The 20,087-nt window shown below is 31.5% G+C and carries 19 protein-coding genes; 8 read left to right on the top strand and 11 right to left on the bottom strand.

Features of this window, described 5'->3' with window-relative positions:
* Positions 1-23: 23 nt before the first annotated feature.
* Positions 24-2,960, bottom strand: coding sequence for a T9SS type B sorting domain-containing protein (locus tag CW733_RS02420; RefSeq protein WP_198520100.1), 2,937 nt, complete (start codon positions 2,958-2,960; stop codon positions 24-26).
* A 165-nt stretch (positions 2,961-3,125) separates the two neighbouring features.
* Here CW733_RS02420 and CW733_RS02415 point away from each other — a divergent pair, with 165 nt between their 5' ends.
* Complete coding sequence (locus tag CW733_RS02415) at positions 3,126-3,917, top strand: carboxypeptidase-like regulatory domain-containing protein (protein WP_100998625.1); 792 nt, start codon at positions 3,126-3,128, stop codon at positions 3,915-3,917.
* 104 nt (positions 3,918-4,021) lie between these two features.
* Here the strand turns inward: CW733_RS02415 and CW733_RS02410 are convergent, their stop codons facing one another.
* Together CW733_RS02410 and CW733_RS02405 are read right to left on the bottom strand one after the other, a co-directional pair.
* A complete protein-coding gene (locus CW733_RS02410; protein WP_100995347.1) occupies positions 4,022-4,678 on the bottom strand; it encodes an RNA methyltransferase in 657 nt (218 codons plus the stop codon).
* 63 nt (positions 4,679-4,741) lie between these two features.
* Positions 4,742-5,566: a CHRD domain-containing protein gene (locus tag CW733_RS02405; RefSeq protein ID WP_100995345.1), complete on the bottom strand. Its 825-nt coding sequence runs from the start codon at positions 5,564-5,566 to the stop codon at positions 4,742-4,744.
* Between the two features lie 202 nt (positions 5,567-5,768).
* Between CW733_RS02405 and CW733_RS02400 the strand changes: the two genes are divergently transcribed.
* Positions 5,769-6,440 (top strand): NAD-dependent deacylase, encoded by a 672-nt coding sequence (locus CW733_RS02400; protein WP_100995343.1) that lies wholly within the window; start codon positions 5,769-5,771, stop codon positions 6,438-6,440.
* A gap of 4 nt (positions 6,441-6,444) precedes the next feature.
* Positions 6,445-7,401, top strand: coding sequence for a DUF4421 family protein (locus CW733_RS02395; RefSeq protein ID WP_100995341.1), 957 nt, complete (start codon positions 6,445-6,447; stop codon positions 7,399-7,401).
* Positions 7,402-7,404: 3 nt separating this feature from the next.
* Here CW733_RS02395 and CW733_RS02390 read toward each other — a convergent pair whose 3' ends face one another.
* On the bottom strand, positions 7,405-9,036 hold the full coding sequence (locus CW733_RS02390) for an ABC-F family ATP-binding cassette domain-containing protein (protein WP_100995339.1): 1,632 nt from the start codon (positions 9,034-9,036) through the stop codon (positions 7,405-7,407).
* A 533-nt stretch (positions 9,037-9,569) separates the two neighbouring features.
* Here CW733_RS02390 and CW733_RS02385 point away from each other — a divergent pair.
* The 3 genes from CW733_RS02385 (at position 9,570) to CW733_RS02375 (ending at position 11,507) form a co-directional block, all read left to right on the top strand.
* The gene (locus CW733_RS02385; RefSeq protein WP_100995338.1) at positions 9,570-10,025 is read left to right on the top strand and encodes a cupin domain-containing protein; all 456 of its coding nucleotides are present in this window, start codon (positions 9,570-9,572) and stop codon (positions 10,023-10,025) included.
* A gap of 215 nt (positions 10,026-10,240) precedes the next feature.
* Positions 10,241-10,852, top strand: a complete 612-nt coding sequence (locus tag CW733_RS02380) for a hypothetical protein (protein ID WP_100995336.1) — start codon at positions 10,241-10,243, stop codon at positions 10,850-10,852.
* Positions 10,853-11,060: 208 nt separating this feature from the next.
* The gene (locus tag CW733_RS02375) at positions 11,061-11,507 is read left to right on the top strand and encodes a KTSC domain-containing protein (protein ID WP_100995334.1); all 447 of its coding nucleotides are present in this window, start codon (positions 11,061-11,063) and stop codon (positions 11,505-11,507) included.
* Positions 11,508-11,692: 185 nt separating this feature from the next.
* On the opposite strand, the gene CW733_RS02370 is transcribed toward CW733_RS02375, so the two are convergent.
* From CW733_RS02370 to CW733_RS02360, 3 genes are read right to left on the bottom strand one after another with little or no spacing between them, the layout of a single operon-like run.
* Positions 11,693-13,258: a serine hydrolase gene (locus tag CW733_RS02370; protein ID WP_198520099.1), complete on the bottom strand. Its 1,566-nt coding sequence runs from the start codon at positions 13,256-13,258 to the stop codon at positions 11,693-11,695.
* 42 nt (positions 13,259-13,300) lie between these two features.
* Entirely contained in the window at positions 13,301-14,539 is a 1,239-nt protein-coding gene (locus tag CW733_RS02365; RefSeq protein WP_100995332.1) for a glycosyltransferase family 4 protein, read from the bottom strand.
* Between the two features lie 53 nt (positions 14,540-14,592).
* Positions 14,593-15,066: a heme-binding domain-containing protein gene (locus CW733_RS02360; protein ID WP_100998621.1), complete on the bottom strand. Its 474-nt coding sequence runs from the start codon at positions 15,064-15,066 to the stop codon at positions 14,593-14,595.
* Positions 15,067-15,173: 107 nt separating this feature from the next.
* Between CW733_RS02360 and CW733_RS02355 the strand changes: the two genes are divergently transcribed.
* Both CW733_RS02355 and purB read left to right on the top strand, forming a co-directional pair.
* A complete protein-coding gene (locus tag CW733_RS02355; RefSeq protein ID WP_100995330.1) occupies positions 15,174-15,737 on the top strand; it encodes an adenylosuccinate lyase in 564 nt (187 codons plus the stop codon).
* A 581-nt stretch (positions 15,738-16,318) separates the two neighbouring features.
* On the top strand, positions 16,319-17,662 hold the full coding sequence (purB, locus tag CW733_RS02350; RefSeq protein WP_100995328.1) for an adenylosuccinate lyase: 1,344 nt from the start codon (positions 16,319-16,321) through the stop codon (positions 17,660-17,662).
* Positions 17,663-17,734: 72 nt separating this feature from the next.
* Here purB and CW733_RS02345 read toward each other — a convergent pair whose 3' ends face one another.
* From CW733_RS02345 to CW733_RS02330, 4 genes are all read right to left on the bottom strand, one after another.
* The gene (locus CW733_RS02345) at positions 17,735-18,280 is read right to left on the bottom strand and encodes a DUF4252 domain-containing protein (protein WP_100995326.1); all 546 of its coding nucleotides are present in this window, start codon (positions 18,278-18,280) and stop codon (positions 17,735-17,737) included.
* Between the two features lie 38 nt (positions 18,281-18,318).
* Entirely contained in the window at positions 18,319-18,888 is a 570-nt protein-coding gene (locus tag CW733_RS02340) for a DUF4252 domain-containing protein (RefSeq protein WP_198520098.1), read from the bottom strand.
* Between the two features lie 208 nt (positions 18,889-19,096).
* Positions 19,097-19,570, bottom strand: a complete 474-nt coding sequence (locus tag CW733_RS02335) for a hypothetical protein (protein ID WP_100995322.1) — start codon at positions 19,568-19,570, stop codon at positions 19,097-19,099.
* Complete coding sequence (locus tag CW733_RS02330) at positions 19,557-20,066, bottom strand: RNA polymerase sigma factor (protein WP_100995320.1); 510 nt, start codon at positions 20,064-20,066, stop codon at positions 19,557-19,559. The genes CW733_RS02335 and CW733_RS02330 overlap by 14 nt, the downstream gene beginning before the upstream one ends.
* Positions 20,067-20,087 lie beyond the last annotated feature (21 nt).

Below are 20,087 nucleotides of genomic sequence, written 5' to 3'. Positions count from 1 at the left end.
ATCTTTACGGTTTGGGATTTTTTTTATCGTTTTAATGTAAAATGACCTTTATAAATCTGCTCGTTATTTGGACGTTTAACTACAAACCAATAGTCTGATGTTGGCATATTTTTACCATTATATGTTCCGTCCCAACCTCGACCTAAAGGGTTAAGTATTTTTAATAATTTACCAAACCTATCGTATATTAATATCTCTAAATCAGGATCAGTATTAGAGGCATATATTTGCCAAAAATCGTGAACTGTATCTCCATTTGGAGTAAAGTAATATGGATAATATAATAAGTAAACTGTTTCTGCTATTACACCACAGTTATTTTTATCTCTTACATAAACAGTATACTCTCCTACTCCCAATCCAGTAAAAACTGGACTGTCTTGAAAAGTAATATTATCTATTGAATATTCGTATGTTCCTATTCCATTCGCTATAACAGAAATTACATTATTATTAGCAGTCCAATCTTGAATATTTATAGTTTCTATAACTGCTTCGTCTGAAGCTATAACAGTAAAATTATGCGTTGCACTGCAGCTTTCTTGAACAGACGGATATACTGTAGAGACTGTTAAACTATAATTTCCAGCTTCGCTAATTGTTATTGATGAAGTTGTTTCATTAGTACTCCATAAATAAGTATTGAAACCTGTTTCGGCTTCTATAGTTAACGTTTCACCAACACATATAAAATATCTAGTTTCTAGATTAACTACTGGTTTATCCAAAACACCTATTATAAAGCTAGTAACATCATAACAATTACTGTTATTTGCTTTTTCAATTCTTGCATAAATAGTTTCAGTAGAACTTACATTATTATATGGAAGTTGCAACTGGTTTTCATTTAAATCTGCATCAGCTTGGTTTAAGTAATAAGTAACTATAAAACTACCTGCTTGATTGTTTATTACTTCATCATTTAATTGAGAAAGGTTAAATGCCTCTGTTCCATCATTTAAATCATCGCATAAATACATGTTATTTGGTTGATAAGCGATAATTTGTCCATCTATAATAATATTAAAACTATTAGTATCGAAACATAATGAATTACTACTGTTCTCTATACGAACATGAATTGTCTGAGGATTGCTTTGTGTTTGAAAACTATTAGACAAACTATTCGTTCCATTTTGTGCATCATTAGCATTCAAATGGTAAGTAATATTAAAACCTGACGAATCTTGATTTTGAAGAATTTCTGAATTAAAACTTGTTAAATTAACAAGTTCAGAATTATCATTTTCTACACCATCACAAAAAACAGAATTTGTAACAGGATTAGCTATTGGTTGTTTACTAACTATAAGGTTAAAAGTAGTAATATCGTAACAATCGCTATTTTGAGAATTATAAATCTTTGCAAAAATTTCTTGAGGCATTACTGTATTTGTATATAAATTATCTAATATATTTTGATGATTTATAGCATCTTGCTCAGACAAAAAATAAGACACATTATATTGCGTTTGAGACTGACTTCCGAAGATTTCGTTAGATTTAGCAGGTAGATTAAACGCTGCAAACTCATCGTTACTTACATCATCGCATAGTATATAATCACTCACAATATTAGCAACTGGTATTTCACTAATTATAACTGTGTTAGCAACAGTTCTTGATGAAATACTTGTGTCTATAACAGCAGACACATTGTAAGTACCAGCAGCAGTATAAGTATGCGTAGGACTCACTAAATTAGAGGTGTTTCCATCTCCAAAATCCCAAAGTATTGAATTAATTGTATCTGTGGTAGAAGTTTCTAATGAGAACGTTGTTGTATCACCTAGACAAGTATTTTCAACATTAAACTGCACATTAAAATAAGACTGAATAAATGGTGGCAAACCTAAATAGCAAGTCCTTCCATTTAATTCTAAACCTCTATTAATATAATTAGCTCCTGTGCCAACAACATTTGGTTCTTCAATAATATCTAAAAATATTTTATCCTCGTTTGTCAAGTATATTTTTCCATCGATAGCTAATTGTATTGCTCCAATAAAATCGCTGCCTTGATATAATGTTTGCTGCGAAGTTGTTATGCTGGCAAGAGTATAAGTGCTCAAATCGAACTGGTACACTTTAGATAAATTAATACCATATAACAACTCTGAAATGTATAAAAGATTACTGTTTGGAGAAAACTCAACGCCATAAGTTCCTCCACCAGAATTTGCAAATACTGGATCTACAAGTGTAATAGGATTAGACACAATACCTGTAGCACTATTGAAGTCGAAAATCTCTACTCTACTACCTGTTCCATAAACCGATAACGCTAATTTTGAAGCGTCTGGCGACATTTTTAGATAACCTATAGTTTGTTCAATATCTGGAGAGTCATAAACATAACCAACAGAAGAGACTACTGGAGCCATAGTTACTCCACTAGGAGTTACTTTATAAGCTATAAAATCTTGACTTTCCCAAGAATGGCTAACGACCCAAATATCTGTTTGATTGGCATGCTCTACAGCCGAAATCTTCTCTGCAGTTGGAACACTTAACAGAATGTTCTTATTCGAAGTAATATCTCCATCTCCATTGTTTAGTGTTAAATCTACTTCAGAATAACGTAAACCATTTGCTCCACCTATATCATCTACAGTAAAAATATAATAAACAGAAGTATCGTTTGGTTTAGGTACAATTATTCCTGATTGCGTACTAGATGGATCTCCTAATAAACCAACACCATTAGGCATAACGTTGTGGTTTTTATCCCAAACAGAAATACCATCTGTATAAAATAAAAGATTGCCATTAGTATCGCTAATTGTAGAACAACCTTCGCTTGTACTCAATTGCCCATCTGTTAACACAACTGGAGTTCCAGAATTAAAATCTAATCCTGCGTTTCCTCCAAAATACCAAATAGCAGCTTCGTTTTGTGCGTTTCCTTCTATAGAAAAAAACAAAAGAACACTCAATAATATATAGCTAGCCTTATTCATTTTACTATAAAAATTAATCATAAAGCAAAATATAATATATTATTAATTAATAATCTCTTTTAAAGAACAAAACTGGTATTATATATGTTAATATTTACTCAAACATTGGCTAAATAATACATAATTAGCTTTTTGTTTAGTACTTTTATGCCTTACAAAACAAACATGAAACACTTTATAGCCTTACTTTTTTTAATTATTAGCTCATCATTCGCATTTGCTCAGGTAGAGGAAGCAGATAAGAAAGAGGCTGTTGAAGGTGTTATAATAGACTCTCAAACTAATGGTCCAATAGACAATGTAAACATTGTAAACCTTAATCAGGTAATTGGTACATCTACTAACGATAAAGGAGAGTTTAAACTTAAAGCAAAAGTAAACGACACATTACACCTTACTTATATTGGTTATAAATCTATTAAAGTTCGTGTAACTAACGATTGGTTAAAATTTGGAAGTTCTAAAATTACCTTAACAGAACTAGCACTTGCCTTAGAAGAGATTGTTGTAAACGAATTACAGCTTACAGGTTACTTAGAATTAGATATTAAGCAAGTACAAGTAAATACTAATTACCGTTATAGCATCTCTGGTTTAAGAACAGGCTACGAAGCAGGAAATAACAAATCACCAAATACTATTAGCAAGGTTTTAGGCTCTATTTTTAATCCGTTAGATTTTCTCTACAACACATTTAGTAGAAAAGGCACAGAATTGAAGAAGCTTAAACAGATGAAAAAAGACGACGAGATTAGAAATCTTTTAGCGTCTCGTTTCGATAGAGAAACATTAATGGTTTTATTACAATTGACTAAAGTAGATTTAGACGAAATTGTATCGCAATGTAATTACTCTAAAGATTTTATAAATAAAGCAAACGATCTTCAAATGCTAGACGCCATTAGCCAATGCTATGAAGAATATAAGGTATTAAGCCGTGATAGAAAACGTGGTTAATTAGTTTTAGTCACACTATACAATATAAAAGCCTCAAAAAATCTAAGATTTTTGAGGCTTTTTATTTTGTGTTCTATTTCACTGAGACTAGTGCGTACTAAAAACTATTCCTTCTCATAATAGCGCTCAATAATTTCTGAATAACTTTTAATCGTTTTTTTACACCAATCGAGACGTTTTTCTAGTTTTTCTTCTTCAGTTAATTGCCAATTAATATCTGTTTTTTTCAACTTTGTAGTCACGTGTTGCAGTGTTATTGCAGCAGAAACCGAAATATTTAAACTCTCTGTAAAACCTACCATCGGGATTTTCATAAAAACATCTGCTTCTTTTAAAACGGCTTCAGATAGTCCTTCAGTTTCCCTTCCGAAGAAAAAACAAGACTTCTTAGTTACATCAAAATCGTGCAACTCACAATCGTCTGTATGTGGTGTTGTTGCCACAATTTGGTAACCATTATCTTTTAAATCTTTAATACATTCTTTTACAGATTGGTATCTATTTAAATCTACCCATTTTTGGGCTCCCATTGCAATTTCTCTATCTATACGCTTGGTATTTGTTTCCTCTACTATACTAACTTCCTGTATGCCAAATACATCGCAACTACGTATTACAGCACTTGTGTTATGTAATTGGTAAACATCTTCTGTTGCCACTGTAAAGTGTTTTGTGCGGCCTTCTAAGACTTTATGAAAACGTTCTAATCTGTTTTCTGTAAGATAGGTTTCGAGATGTTCTATAAGTTTAATATCAATCATAATGTAAAAATAAAAAAACCTGATACAAATGCATCAGGTTTTTAAAATCTATATTTTTTTTGTTTAGTTACTTCCTATGTTGCCTTGTGCAATTAAAAGTGAAAGGTCATTTTCAAAATGAACATTTACATAACCGTTTACTGTTAAAACATCGTTGTACACAAAAGGAGTCCCATCGTCAAGCATTTCTATGTTTGTATGACTAGAGCCTGTTGTACCATTTACCATTTTAAAAGTAAAAAGAATTGGTCCTCCTGTTGCTGCATCATTTGCATGAATATGAGCAGGAAGCATGCCACTAGCAGGAGTTCCTTCTAAATTAAAAATAGCTAAAGCTTCACCATTTAATCGCTTTTTAAAAGTAATTGTACCTGAAGCATCTGTTAAATCGCGCTCTTCTAAATCGTAAGTTACTTGATCGCTTGTTAATTCGTTTTGTCCAATATCTCCATTTGCTTTTGGAGTATTTAAATTTACATCGTTAGACTTAATCTCAATATAGCCATCGAAATTTAATAATTCTTCATAAGAGATTGGTGTATCGTCATCCAATTTGGTGAAAACAGTTGTACTCATTCCCGTTTCTCCAACTACAGTATCTAAAGTTAAAGCAATAACTTCTCCATCGTTAGCAGCATTGTCCATATATAAAAAGGCAGAATGATAATCGTTATCAATAGTACCTATCATATTTAATTCAATACTTAATGTAAAATTAGAATTTTTAATAAAACGAACTGAACCAGAAATTTCAGAGTTACCAACTGGGTTCAATATATATGTTTTAGATTCTAAATCTGTTACTTGGTCTGTTTCTGCATCGTCCGATCTACAACTAGATAATAATACTAATGGTAACAATACAAAGACTTTAAAAAATGTTTTCATTTATTGATTAGGTTTTAATTATTGTTTTAATAGCTAAACAAAATTACAGATTAATCATAAGTCTGCCAACCATAAAAGAAATAATACTAACTTTATAGCTTTAAGACTTTATTAAACTAAAACAAGCCTTAAGAGGTTTAACCAAAAAATATGATGATTAGCAAACAACATGTGATCATAAAAAAACAATAAAAACAAATACATGAAACACATTGTTGCACTTACAGGAGCTGGAATGAGTGCCGAAAGCGGACTTAAAACCTTTAGAGACGCAAATGGGCTTTGGGAAGGACATAACGTTATGGACGTTGCTTCTCCCGAAGGTTTTAAGGCTAATCCTGAATTAGTTTTCGATTTCTATAACCAACGTAGAAGACAATTATTAACGGTTAAACCGAATGCCGCACATTTTGATTTAGCAGCTTTAGAAAGTACTTACAAAGTAACTATTATCACTCAAAATGTAGACGATTTACACGAACGTGTAGGTAGTAGTAACGTGTATCATTTACATGGCGAATTATTAAAAGTGCGTTCTATTAAAAATGAAGCCGTAGTAAAACCTTGGACTGCCGATTTAAATCTTGGTGATTTAGACGAAAACGGACACCAATTGCGACCGCATATTGTTTGGTTTGGTGAAGCTGTACCAATGATTGATAAAGCGGTAGAAATATGTAACACAGCAGATGTTTTACTTATTATCGGCACCTCTATGCAAGTGTATCCTGCTGCTAGCTTAATGCATTATGTACCAGAAAATACTGCTACTTATTTTATAGATCCGAATCCTTCTATTGGTGATTCTAAAAACTTAACCGTTATAGAAGCCACTGCAACCAAAGGTGTTAAACAATTTATTAATCTACTGTAATTAAATGAAGTATAGCTTACTCGTATTTTTAATGTGTTTTACTGTTTTTAGCTACAGCCAAGAAACCGAAAACGACTCTACTTACATTACTTCTTTTAAGCATAAAATAATGCTGAAAGCAAATATTAATACACAAACAGAATCGTATTCCATACAAAATAACGACACCGAGAATTTTAGCTTAACGGCTAATAACAATTTTAAATTTACGCTATCTGCTAATTATGAATTTCTGGGTTTAAGTATTGGTTTTTCGCCAAAAGCGAAAAACTTACCTTATAAAACGGCTTTTCAAGATATTAAAATCCGTTTGTTCTTAAAGCAATGGATACAGAATATTCAATACAGACGCGTTCGTGGTTTTTATAGAGATGGTGAAATATTAGAAGGTGTGCAAGAGGAGTTTCCTAACTTTAAAACCATAAGCTGGAATGGAGCAACGTCTTACGTTATGAATCCAAATTTCTCACTAAAACACGTATTATATAATACCGAGTGGCAACGCAAAAGTGCAGGAAGCTTAATACCAAGTTTACGTTATGGTTACCAGCGTATTTCGGATTATGTAGAGAATGAAAAAGAAGCTCAAAATTTCTATAACATTTCTATAGCTTCAGACTATTACTACACTTGGGTTTTAGAAAAAAGCTGGTTTGTTACGCCCTCTATTTCTCCTGCTATTGGTGTACGTTTTACAAACTACGCTTTAGGCGATATAAACGAACAAAATACTTTATTTACTACAGCTTTAAACTTAGGTCTATACTTTGGTTATACCTCTCCAGACTTTGTTGCAGGTGCTAATTTTAATTTCGATTCTAATGCATCGAATGCCAAAACAAAAACCAATATTATTAGCGATAGAAGTTATGCAAAACTCTATTTTGGGTATCGTTTTAATGCGCCTAAATCTGCAAAAAGAAGTGTAGATTGGATTAAAGAAAAAGTAAAAAAGAAGTAAAACCTATAGGTCCATTTCTTTAATACTCTTAATACGGTTTCTTTCTAAAAAGGCATCAATAGTTTCAAAATGCTCGATAACACGTTGGTCTTTAAATTCGAATACCTTTTGAGATAAACCTTGTAAGAAATCACGATCGTGAGATACTAATATTAATGTACCATCAAAACTTTGAAGCGCTTCTTTTAAAACATCTTTAGATTTTAAATCTAAGTGGTTTGTAGGCTCATCGAGAATAAGCAAGTTTACAGGTTCTAGTAATAGTTTTACCATTGCCAATCTGGTTTTTTCTCCTCCAGATAATACACTTACTTTCTTTTCTATATCGTCGCCTTTAAACATAAAACGACCTAAAATATTTTTAATTTGTGTTCTTACATCGCCTTTTGCTACTAAATCTACTGTTTGAAAAACAGTTAATTCTGTATCCAATAAAGCGGCTTGGTTTTGTGCAAAATAACCAACCTGTACATTATGGCCTAAACTACACTTCCCTTCTACTTCAATTTCGCCAAGAATAGATTTAATCATGGTAGATTTACCTTCACCATTTCTTCCTACAAAACTTACTTTCTCGCCTCTAGCAATAGAGAAACTAGCATTTTTAAATACCGTAAGATCGCCGTAGCTTTTAGTTAAATCTTCTACCATTACCGGATAATCTCCAGAACGCTGTGCAGATGGGAACTTTAGTTTCAAGGCTGCAGTATCCACCTCATCAATTTCTATAATTTGTAACTTCTCAAGCATACGCTCTCTAGAGGTTACTTGGTTTGTTTTAGAAAAAGTACCCTTAAAACGATCAATAAATTGTTGATTATCAGCAATAAACTTTTGTTGCTCTTGGTATGCTTTTACTTGGTGTACTCTTCGCTCTTCTCTTAATTGTAAGTAATGCGAATAGTTAGCCTTGTAATCGTAAATACGTCCCATAGTAACTTCTATAGTACGATTGGTAATATTATCGATAAAGGCTCTATCGTGAGAAATAACCATTACCGCATTGGCTTTATTAACTAAGAAATCTTCTAACCAAATTACAGATTCTATATCAATATGGTTTGTAGGCTCATCTAATAAAATTAAATCTGGTTTCTGAAGCAAAATTTTAGCCAACTCAATACGCATTCTCCAACCTCCAGAAAACTCGTTAGTTAATCTTGTAAAATCTTCTTGCTTAAAACCAAGACCTTTTAGGGCTTTCTCTACCTCAGCATCGTAATTAACATCTTCTAAAGCGTAGAATTGCTCGCCTAACTCACTTACCTTCTCGATAATAGACATGTATTCGTCGCTCTCGTAATCCGTTCTTGTTTCTAGGGCTTTATTGTACGCGTCCATTTCACTCTTCATTTTAAAAACGTGAGCAAATGCTTTCGATGCTTCTTCAAAAACAGTACAATTATCTTGTGTTAGCAAATGCTGCGGAAGGTATGCGATTACAGTTTCCTTTGGATGACTTATTTTTCCTCTAGTAGGACTTTGAGCGCCTGCTACAATTTTCATCATAGTAGATTTTCCTGCTCCATTTTTTCCCATAAGTGCAATCTTATCGTTAGGATTAATAACGAAATTTACATCGCTAAATAACGTTGTACCACTAAATTCTACTGCTAAGTTATCTACTGTAATCATATTTATTTCTTTGAGATTGCGAAATTAAGAAAAAGGCTAATATTCTCTTTATTAAAAGTTGACTTTATAAAAAAAATAGTCGAACTTCGAATTTAAACTAACTGCTGATATAAAACATTAAAACAGTTGTATATCAAGTAATACGTTAATTTAAATTCGAAACACCTAAAAACAAACTTCTTAAACCTCTAAATCCAAAACAAAAAAATGGAGGAGTTAGTTGAGATTGGTTGCGAATAAAACTACTTACAATAATATATTAAACACTTCTATAACTACCCTTAAATTTCAGTATTTATAATACTTGACTTAAAAAAAATAGTCAAACTTCGAATTTAAGCTACTGATATAAAACATTAAAACGGTTGCATATCAGTTTAACTGTTGGGCGTAAGCTAAGAATATTGAATCCAAGAAATACGATTTAAATTATTGTGGCGTTTGAAAATTTCAGGTGACTAACAGAATTGGAACTCCAATTGCACGTTATTGGATTATAATAAGTACCTTGACTAAAACAAAATGACTAAATTATGAATATGACCAAATTAATTTTTCTAATTTCAATTTGCTATATAGCAACCTCTTGTAATCAAAACAAAAAGTCAAAGGACATTAATCCAAATACATCCATTGATACCATAAAAGATAAAGTCTCATTGACAACCGACTCCTCAAATGTAGAAATAGACGTTGTCAAAGTTTCCCCAAATAATTACAAAGTACTACTAGAGAATGAGTATGTAAGAATTGTAGAGTATACTCTTAGGCCGGGAGAAAAAGATAATTTGCATAACCATCCTGCCAAAACAGAATATGTAGTATCAGGTGGAAACATAAGGGTCTATCCAGAAAACGGACAACCTGTTGACTATAATGAAGTAACTGGAACGGTTTTTTGGGCGGACAAAACAACAAAACATTATGTTGAAAATATAGGCAACACAACTGTTAAAATCCTCCTCCATGAGATAAAATCGGTTAAATAACAATGACGCTAAGAATTTAATATTGAAATAATACGGAATAACCATTCGTTTATGGTGTTTAGTGGCCAACACTCTATAATATTGCTGGTGCAAGGCTGCTTACAAAAATTATTGCAGATTTTCTATTCGGTTTGTATTTGCACAAATTAGTTACCTAAACAACGCAACTAATCTTATACCAAACGTTAGCAGAAATTTGAGCAGACCAACAACTAATGAAATATTTTATACCATTTATACTACTAATTACAATTTTAGCTTACGGACAAGTTAAGCGAACAGAATTTCCTCTTGCGCTGAATATATTATTGATTGTGTTAATTTTTTTAACCTCTTTTTTAGAAGATTATGCCATTTTAAATAATGACTACGAATCTGACTTTAAAATTCGTAGTCAAACAAAAAAAATAAGTATTTTTTCATTCGTTATTGCATCATTTTGGACAACTCTTTTAATTATTAATGATAATTATAGTAACGTGATTTTTATTATTTTGATTTTTTGGGTGCATTCAATAGTTGAGTTTATTATGCATTTTATCTATAATGCAAAAAAACCATTCACAATATTTATCAAAGACAACGAACTAATTTTAAATAAACGTTGGCATCCGAAAAGAAATCTGAATGAACTCACTCAAATCCAATTTGACCGATTTAGTAAAAATTTAAAACTTGATTTCAAATCAAAATCTGAAATCTCAATAAAAACTACGGAATATAACGCTGACGATATTCAAAAATTATTAGAAATTCTAATAGAGAAATCTGAAAACAATGTTTTTATTCCGAATAATTATGAACCGAAAATAAAAAACAGCTGCTAATATCGTATAAAAATAATGCGTAATTTAGAGCGTTTTTGTTACGTCTGATTTTCCTGCGGAAAATCCTCGCATACAAAATGCTAACTTAAGTTATACATAACCGTTAATTTAAATTCGAAACCACCTAAAAACAAACTTCTTAAACATTTAAACCTCAAAATCGAAAACAAAAGAGTACTTTCGCGCACTATTAAAAATAGCATTTATTATGAAGCGTATTAACGAGTACAGAAAATTATTTCAAGTTGAAGCAAAACCAACACTTGGAGAGCTTAAAAAGAAGTATAGAAACCTAGTAAAGGAATGGCATCCAGATAAGTTTCAAGATGAAGATGAAAAAGCTGTAGAGGCTGAAGAAATGGGTCGTAAGGTTATTGATGCTTACCACTTTTTAGTAAGTATAGCTCCAGAAACTCACACTGCTAATTTAGAAGAATACAATACCACTATTACATCTCCAATTATGGATTGGAAACATAAAGGCTTACTTTTAGAAGTAACTTTTTTAGATGGTAATACCTACGAGTACTTTGGTGTAAATAAAGCATTATACATTAAATTTTCTCAAAGTGATAAGCAAACGCGTTTTGCTAAACGTAGTATTTTTAACTCGTTTACATACAGAAAAATTAAAAAGAAAGAAGTTGTTGCTTAATTAGCAAGCAAAACCTTAACTATAAAAAAGCCTCAAGAAATTAATTTCTTGAGGCTTTTTTATAGTTATTCACTATACTGTAGAAGTGGACTCCTGCATTCGCAGGAATGACAGAGGATACTATCATCAATATTACGAAAGTGGATTCCTGCTTTCGCAGGAATGACAAAACGAATGACAGAATACTATTCCTTTACACGTTTTAAATCTAAATCTTGAAAATCGAAACTAAAATCGATGTTTGGAGAAATACCTTTTATAGCAATACTTTGTGCTTTCTCTTTAGCATCTAAACTAAAAGTAACAAAGGCATCTGCATTCATATCTTGGTATTCCCACTTTACTGCAAAGGTATTATCTTTATAATATTGTAATTCTCCATTTAGTTTTGGTGAGCGCAAAAACTGAATGTATAGTTTTCCTTTTTTCTTAAAAACTTGGGCTTTACCAAACCAATTATCTTTATAAAAACCAGTATATTTTTTATGCTTAATATGCGAAGCATCTACAGTAGCAATAGCATCCCATACTTTTTTTGATGCATCATCATTTCCAGTAGCGCGTTGTTTATAATATGCTGCGTATTTATCTACCCAATTAAAATTGTCAAGACCTAAATAATCGTCTGTTATAGCATTTGCTACAGCCGAGAATAATGCACCACCATCGTCGCTAGTATTGGTTAAAATAACAACACCAAGGTTAAGATCTGGAATTAAAACGGTGTTAGAAAGCATTCCTGGTAATCCGCCTGTGTGTTCTACTTTCATATTACCTTTTACATCAGATAGAAACCAACCTAAACCATAACCTGCAAAGTGAGAATTGTATCTTGGATTTGGATCTGCACTCATAACAGTGTGTACTCTCCACATTTCGCGATGATTTTTTTCTGAAAACAATTGCTGCTTCAAACTGTCTCCAAATTTTCCTTTATTTAATTGTAGTAACATCCATTGCGAAAGATCATCTACATTAGAGAAAATACCACCTGCAGCACCATTCATCATTTCTTTAAAAGTTGGTATTACTCTAATCTCACCTTTTTCCACTGCATGCGATGATGATAGATTACTGGTGTCTTTTATTCTATCTAAAGAAGCATAGGTATTATCCATAGCCAATGGTTCTAGAATATTCCTTTTAATATAGGCCTCCCAAGTCATGCCACTTTTTCTTGCAATAAGCTCTCCTGCTACTATGTATAATAAATTATCGTAATCCCATTTGGTTCTAAAAGCCGATTCTGGTTTAAAATATTGAAAACTACTTAGTAAATCTTCCATTTTAAAATCTGTACCATCGGGAAAAAACATTAAATCTCCCATTCCTAAACCTAAACCGCTTCGGTGTGTTACTAGATCTTGGATGTTGAAATTATCTTCAACATATTGATTATACATTGTAAACTCTGGAATGTGATCTTTTACTTTATCTAGCCAGTTAATTTTTCCTTCTTCAACTAAAATCGCCAAAGCGGCAGTTGTAAATGCCTTACTATTGGATGCAATAGCAAACTGAGTGTGTTCGTTTACAGGACTTTTAGAGATAATAGATTTAACACCATAACCTTTACTATGAATTACTTTGCCATCTTTTACAACAGCAACGGCACAACCGGCAACATTAAATTTACTCATAGCATAATTTACTAATGAGTCTACTTGCTTAGTATTCATTTGGGCATTTACCATAATGGTAAACCCTAATAATACTAATAGCATTGTTTTTTTAAGTGTGGTAAGTTTCATAATTATGGTTTTTAATTAATAGCGATTATATTAAAAGATAAACTATTCTTTTTTATTCTTCTCCTCTATCCATCTACTCATAAACTTTGTACTCTGCATGGTATGATGCATAAGCATGCTTCCTGTAAAGTTATTTCTTCGGTGGATTTCTAATGCATTCTGGGTGTTTTCAACTTTAAGAAGAAAATCTTTAGTGTAGAGTTGCTTATCGAAACGAATATTGATAATGTTTATTCCTAATTTCTGTTTTCCTGCCCAGAAAATTTTATTGTTATAGAGTTCTACTGCTTTTTCGGCAAAGTCTTCAGGAGCATCCTCTATAAATCCATTAGGTTCTAAATTGCCATACATACCTTCTGCTCCAATACTTGTAGTAACACATGGCACACCATTTAACATGGCATCTAAAATTTTACCTTTTAAACCTGCTCCATAGCGCAATGGTATTAAACAAATTTTATAATTCTGCATAAGACTACTAACATTGTCTGCATAGCCTTTTATAATAAAGCCTTCCTTTTCGTTATTTAACTGCTTTGCGTGTTCTGTAACATAAGCACCATAAATATGAATTTCGGCTTTAGGTAGTTTTTTTCTAATAAGTGGCCAGATATTTTCTTTTAAATGTATCAATCCATCTACATTTGGTTGATGTAGAAAGTTACCAATGGTAATAAAATGTTCTCGTTTTTTAAAATCTGGTAATGCTTTTTGCGATTTCTGAGATATAGAGTCTACTAAAAATGGCAAGTAACAAAGTAAGCCATCGCTAACATGAAATTGTTGACTTAAGATTCCCATTTCTACTTCCGAAATGATAATAGACAAATCGCACCTATAAATACTAGCGACTTCTCGCTTTGCAGTATCGTTATATAGATAACTAATATCGAAAACGGTATTGTCTTTTAAGGCTTGATGTCTGCCGCGTCTTAAACAATGTAAGTCTTCTGTGTCCAGTATTCTTAATGCTTTAGGACAGTTTGCTGCAACTCTCCAGCCAAATTGCTCTTCTATCATAAAACGATCGAACAGCACCACATTTGGATTTAATTCTTTTACAAAAACATCGAAACTAGAATCGTTAAGGACAATGTTTTCTATCTTTACTCCTATTTCTTTTAAATCGAAAGCATTATCACTTTTAGCACAAGCTGTGGCAAAAGTAATATCGTAATTTTTACTTTTAAATATTTCTATAAGTTGCATCATTCGGCTTCCTGCTGCAGAACTTTGAGGTTCTGGCCAAACGAAACCGATAATAAGAAGTTTTTTATTCAAGAGGGAGGTTTAAAAAAGTGTTCTATTAAAACAATGCGGTTTTAAGCAAAAAATTATTGTGGTCTTGGAGCCAAAGCATACATTGTTCTTACTTGGTTTGCCCATTTTAAGACGTCTTTAATTTGTTGTTCGCTTAATTTAGCTTCACTATGCGTCCAAGTGTAAGAAGGTAAAGGCATCTCTTTTGCTTCTACCATTTCTATTAACTCTTCCATTTTATGGTCTTTTCTTTTTACAGAAGAACCTGTCCATTTAGAAACGTTAAAATGTTTTGTCCCATCTTTTACGTGGTCTGCCATCCAATAGTTTACAGGTGTAATGTTGTTGTACCAAGGATAACGTGTTGCATCACTATGACAATCGAAACAAGCTTGCTCTAGTATTGTTTTTACATGTTCTGGAGGTTTAGTCTCTTCTAAAAATGCAGCTACAGATTCTAATGAGCCTTCATTTTTTTCAGGCCCAAAAAACTGAGCTATTACGAATGCAACTAATAATAGGAGTAATATTTTTTTTACAATTTTCATATCCTTAAATTTATTTAGTTTTTGCATATTATTTGTTATTAATAACAAAAAAATAACATGCTCATTTCATTTTACTTAATTTTAAAGCCTAAAAATAATAATTTCATTTGACTACTGAAGCCTTATACCAAGAATTAACTTATGTTAATCACTCTAGAGAAAAGCGATTATACTATGCTAACCTAGTTATTAACGACATAAGCCTAATACCTAAACTATTAGATATTCTTTTTATGGTTGACGATAAAATATCTCCTCGTGCTGCTTGGGTTTTCGAATTTATGTGTGGTGAAAAGCTAGAGGCTATTATTCCTTTTTTAGATTCTTTTACCAAAAACATACATAAAGTACATTTAGATTCTGCAGTAAGACCAGTTGCTAAAGTTTGTGAATATTTGGTTAAAGCTTTGTATAGCAAACATGACAACGCAATTAAAAAAGCACTAAGGCATAAACATAAAGAAAAAATTATTGAAGCTTGTTTTGATTGGATGATTAATGATGAAAAAATCGCTCCTAAAGCGTATGCTATGAATAGTCTTTTCCTTTTAGGAAGTGATTATGATTGGATACATCCAGAACTAGTTTTAATTTTAGAGCGCGATTACCAAATGCAGAGTTCTGGTTTTAAAGCTAGAGCGGGACATATTTTGAAGAAGATAAAGAGGTAGTGAAGAACTAATAAATTAAATTAACTCCTCTTTCTTCAAATTCTAAAAAGGAATTTGAATGCATTACTCCGCTTTGAAAAAAGAGGAGAGCACTACATATTGAACTTTTAAAATGTATAATCATGTTTCGTAACTTATTGCTTATCATTTTACTATAAATACAATCGTTAAGCGCTCCTTCCTTTAGTTAAAGGAAGGTGGTTTTTTGAAGAAAAATCGGATGGTTTGCGATAAGCGCGAAGCGGCTTTTTAAAAACAACAGTTAGTATTAGAGTAAGCGCGTTAAGGGTTGATGCGGCATCCTTTTTTTTGCTGCCATATATGGCAAAAAAAAGATATAGCGGAAAACCTGACTTTTTACAATCTTAACAGGTTTTTTTAACCTGTTAAGATTGTAAAAAGAAACGCCATAATAATAAAATGAATACATTTTTACGTGTCTGCTTTACGTTTTTAGCAATTAACGAGGTGTTTAAAACTAGTTAATAAGTGCCAAAAACTTATTACTTGTAACTTCTTACTTATAACTTTGTTAACTATCTTTATGCCTTTCAAAATTTGAAACAAAACAACACACAACTATGTCATTAAATGCATTAAATGCCATCTCACCAATAGATGGACGTTATAGAAATAAAATTGAAATATTAGGCGACTACTTTAGTGAAGAAGCCTTAATTAAATACCGTGTTCTAGTTGAAATAGAATATTTTATTGCGCTTTGCGAACAACCTTTACCACAATTAGAAGGTGTTAATCCTTCTGTTTTTGAAGATTTACGTAAAATATATAAAGAGTTCACTACTGAAGATGCACAAGCGATTAAGGACATTGAAAGTGTTACAAACCACGATGTAAAAGCTGTTGAATACTTTATTAAAAAGGAGTTTGATAAACTTGGCTTAGAACAATACAAAGAATTTATTCACTTTGGTTTAACGTCTCAAGATATAAACAATACTGCAATACCTTTAAGTATTAAGGAAGCTATGAACGATGTCTATGTACCTCGTTATTTCGAGTTATTAAAACGCTTAGAAGAACTAGCTAGTGATTGGGCAAATATACCAATGTTAGCAAGAACTCATGGTCAGCCAGCTTCTCCTACTCGCTTAGGGAAAGAGATTGAAGTATTTGTAGTGCGTTTAAAAGAACAATTTAATTTATTAAACGATATACCAAGTGCTGCTAAATTTGGTGGTGCAACAGGTAATTTTAATGCACATAAAGTAGCCTATCCAACTATAGATTGGAAAACTTTTGGTGGTACTTTTGTACAAGAAAAATTAGGATTATCACATTCTTTCCCAACAACACAAGTTGAGCATTACGACCATATGGCTGCTTTGTTCGATTGTTTAAAGCGTATAAACACTATTATTATTGATTTAGATCGTGATATTTGGACTTATGTGTCTATGGATTACTTTAAGCAGAAAATTAAAGCTGGAGAAGTTGGAAGTAGTGCAATGCCACATAAAGTAAATCCTATTGATTTTGAAAATTCTGAAGGTAATTTAGGTCTTGCAAATGCAATTTTCGAACATTTATCGGCAAAATTACCAATTTCACGTTTACAACGTGACTTAACAGATAGTACTGTATTGCGTAATGTTGGTGTCCCTTTTGGACATACACTTATTGCTTTTCAATCGACTTTAAAAGGGTTAAATAAATTATTACTTAACGAACCTAAGTTTGCACAAGATTTAGAAAACAATTGGGCTGTAGTTGCAGAAGCGATTCAGACTATTTTACGTCGTGAAGCCTATCCTAATCCTTATGAAGCTTTAAAAGGTTTAACAAGAACTAACGAAGCGATTACTAAAACGTCTATTTCAAATTTTATTGATACTCTAGAAGTTAGCGATGCTATTAAAACAGAATTAAAAGCTATTTCGCCAAGTAATTATACAGGTATTTAAAATACTTTTTTACACAAATAAAAAAAGGCTTATCGAGAGATAAGCCTTTTTTATTACTATATAAATCACAGTTTATCCTTTAAAATAATCCATAACTTTTTGAAGTTGATTTCCATCTACATCTGCATTTTGCATTTGTGATATTAGTTGATATAGTTTTTCAGGCTTCATATCATCTCCTAAAACTCTTACAACTGCAAACCCAAATTCGTTAGAGCTTGCTAAGACTAAAAATTCATCTACAGCATCATCGTCTCCAATAGTATTAACTCTAAACTTCATGCCATTATCGCTGAATTCCATTAGCTCACTATACTTTTTATTTTTAAAAATAGTTTTCACTTTTTCTAATTCTTGAGTATAGTTCTCTTTACTTACATCTTTAGCTTTATATGCTAAAATATTAACCTTTTCAAAAGAATTGTAAACAACTTTTTCTTCTTCGTTTAATTCAACTTTAGAAATATCTATCATTTTTGCTGATAGGTCTATGGTTAAAAATTCTGGTAAATCTTGATGCTCTACAAAGTAGTTTTGTATTGAAGCTTCGTCTTTACAACTTACTAAAGCAAGTGCTAAGAATAGACTAAAGCAAACGGTTTTTATAATTGATTTCATAGGATTTATGATTTTATGATTGATAATTTTTAGAATGCTTACTTATTATTTTTCTTATCTAACTCTTTTCCTCCTGGTAAATCGAAAGCATTAATAAGTTTAGACAATTGATTTAAATCGATATCTCCAACAAAAGAAACCAATACAGATTCCATTCCTCTTTTCTTACCATTAACAGAAACTTCTAAGTCTTTAGTAATAGCGTCTAAGCCATTTACAAACATTAAAAGCTCTGCAACGTGATCTTCGTTTTTACCTTCTTTAACATAGAATCTTACAACTACACCATCGTCTTTAATTTCCATTAATTCTTCAAGAGAACTAGAACGAGACTTTACCCATTTTGCAATATCTCCTGCAACAGCTTTATCGTCTGTAGCTAGAGTTTTAAAACTAGTAATACTTTTTACCATATCCATAAACTCTTGTGCTTCTTTATCGTCTGTTTGCACATTAATTTTTGCCAACATTTGAAACATTTTAGGCTTAATAGAGGCATATGTTACATTATCGTTATCGCTATACTTATCAAATATATCGCTTTGAGCCATTGCTGTTAATGGCATTAATAGTATTGCAAAAGCAAATACAATTATTGATTTTTTCATAGTGTTTAATTTATTTATTGTGTTCATTTTTTTCGTTTTTATTTGTTATTAATGTAAAAATGTGTTCGCGTGTTAGAATTTGTTTTTAGTATTTAAATTCGTTTTGCGCTCGGTTCATTTTTTTTCGTTTTAATTGTTAGTAATGTAAAATGCTTTTGCATTATTTTAAGTTTGATGCACTTTCAATTTTTAATTCATTTTAGGTTAATTACCTTTTAAATAAGCGATCCATAGGATTCGTTATTTCTTTTAGATAGTCAACTTGTGTGCCAGCTTTATTAATTACGCCTAAATAACCTACTTGAGCAGTGCCTTTATTAAAGTGTTTAGACATGATCGTTAAGGCTTCTTTAGCATTATTAATTTCAACTTTTTCTGCATCTGTTATAGTTGTTTTACCTAAATTATCAGGTTTAAAAACATAAATAGATAACATAAGAACCGCAACTGCTGCAACAGATAACCACTTAAAATTTAATACTTTTTTAGTTTCTAGTGGTAGTTGTTTAGTAAACTGTTCTTTTTGGCTTACCAAAAAATAGTTAAACATTGGCTTATACATTTCTAAATGTGGCGCTACAGTTTCTTGCGAAAAATAGTCTTTTAACTGCTGCTCTTCCTTTAGTGATGTCTCGCCGTTTTCGTACTTTTCTAGTAAGTTTTCTATATTATTTAACACCATAATTGTGTGTATTTGTTAATTTTTCTCTTATTGTTTTTCTTGCTCTTGATAAAGCGACACGTATTGCTGTCTCATTCATATCAAGCATTTCGGCAATCTCTTTAAAATCGTATTGCTCTATATCTCTTAATTGTACTACCATTTTTTGTTGTTCTGGTAGTGATTCCATTATTTTACCAACCCAATCAATACTATCATTTAATTCTACTTCTTTTTGAAGCGAAATGCTATGGTCTTGATAATTACTATGCACAATTTTTAAATTCTGTGCTTGCTTAGATTTTAATTTATCGTAACAAAAATTCTTTGTCATGGTCATTGAAAACGCTTCAACATTTTTATAGTCTTTTATCTTCGTTTTATTCTTCCACAGTTTTATTAAGACTTCTTGAGTAGCATCTTCTGCCTCTTCTCTAGACACAAGCAATCTTTTTGCTAGTCTAAAGACCTTATCTTTAAAAGGCGTCACAATATTTAAAAACTCTAACTGTGTCATTTAATTGGTTGGTTTATGTTA

The organism is Lacinutrix sp. Bg11-31, from assembly GCF_002831665.1.
GTDB lineage: Bacteria > Bacteroidota > Bacteroidia > Flavobacteriales > Flavobacteriaceae > Lacinutrix.
Note: the sequence above shows the minus strand (reverse complement) of the source record. Positions and strands in the feature narration are given on the sequence as shown.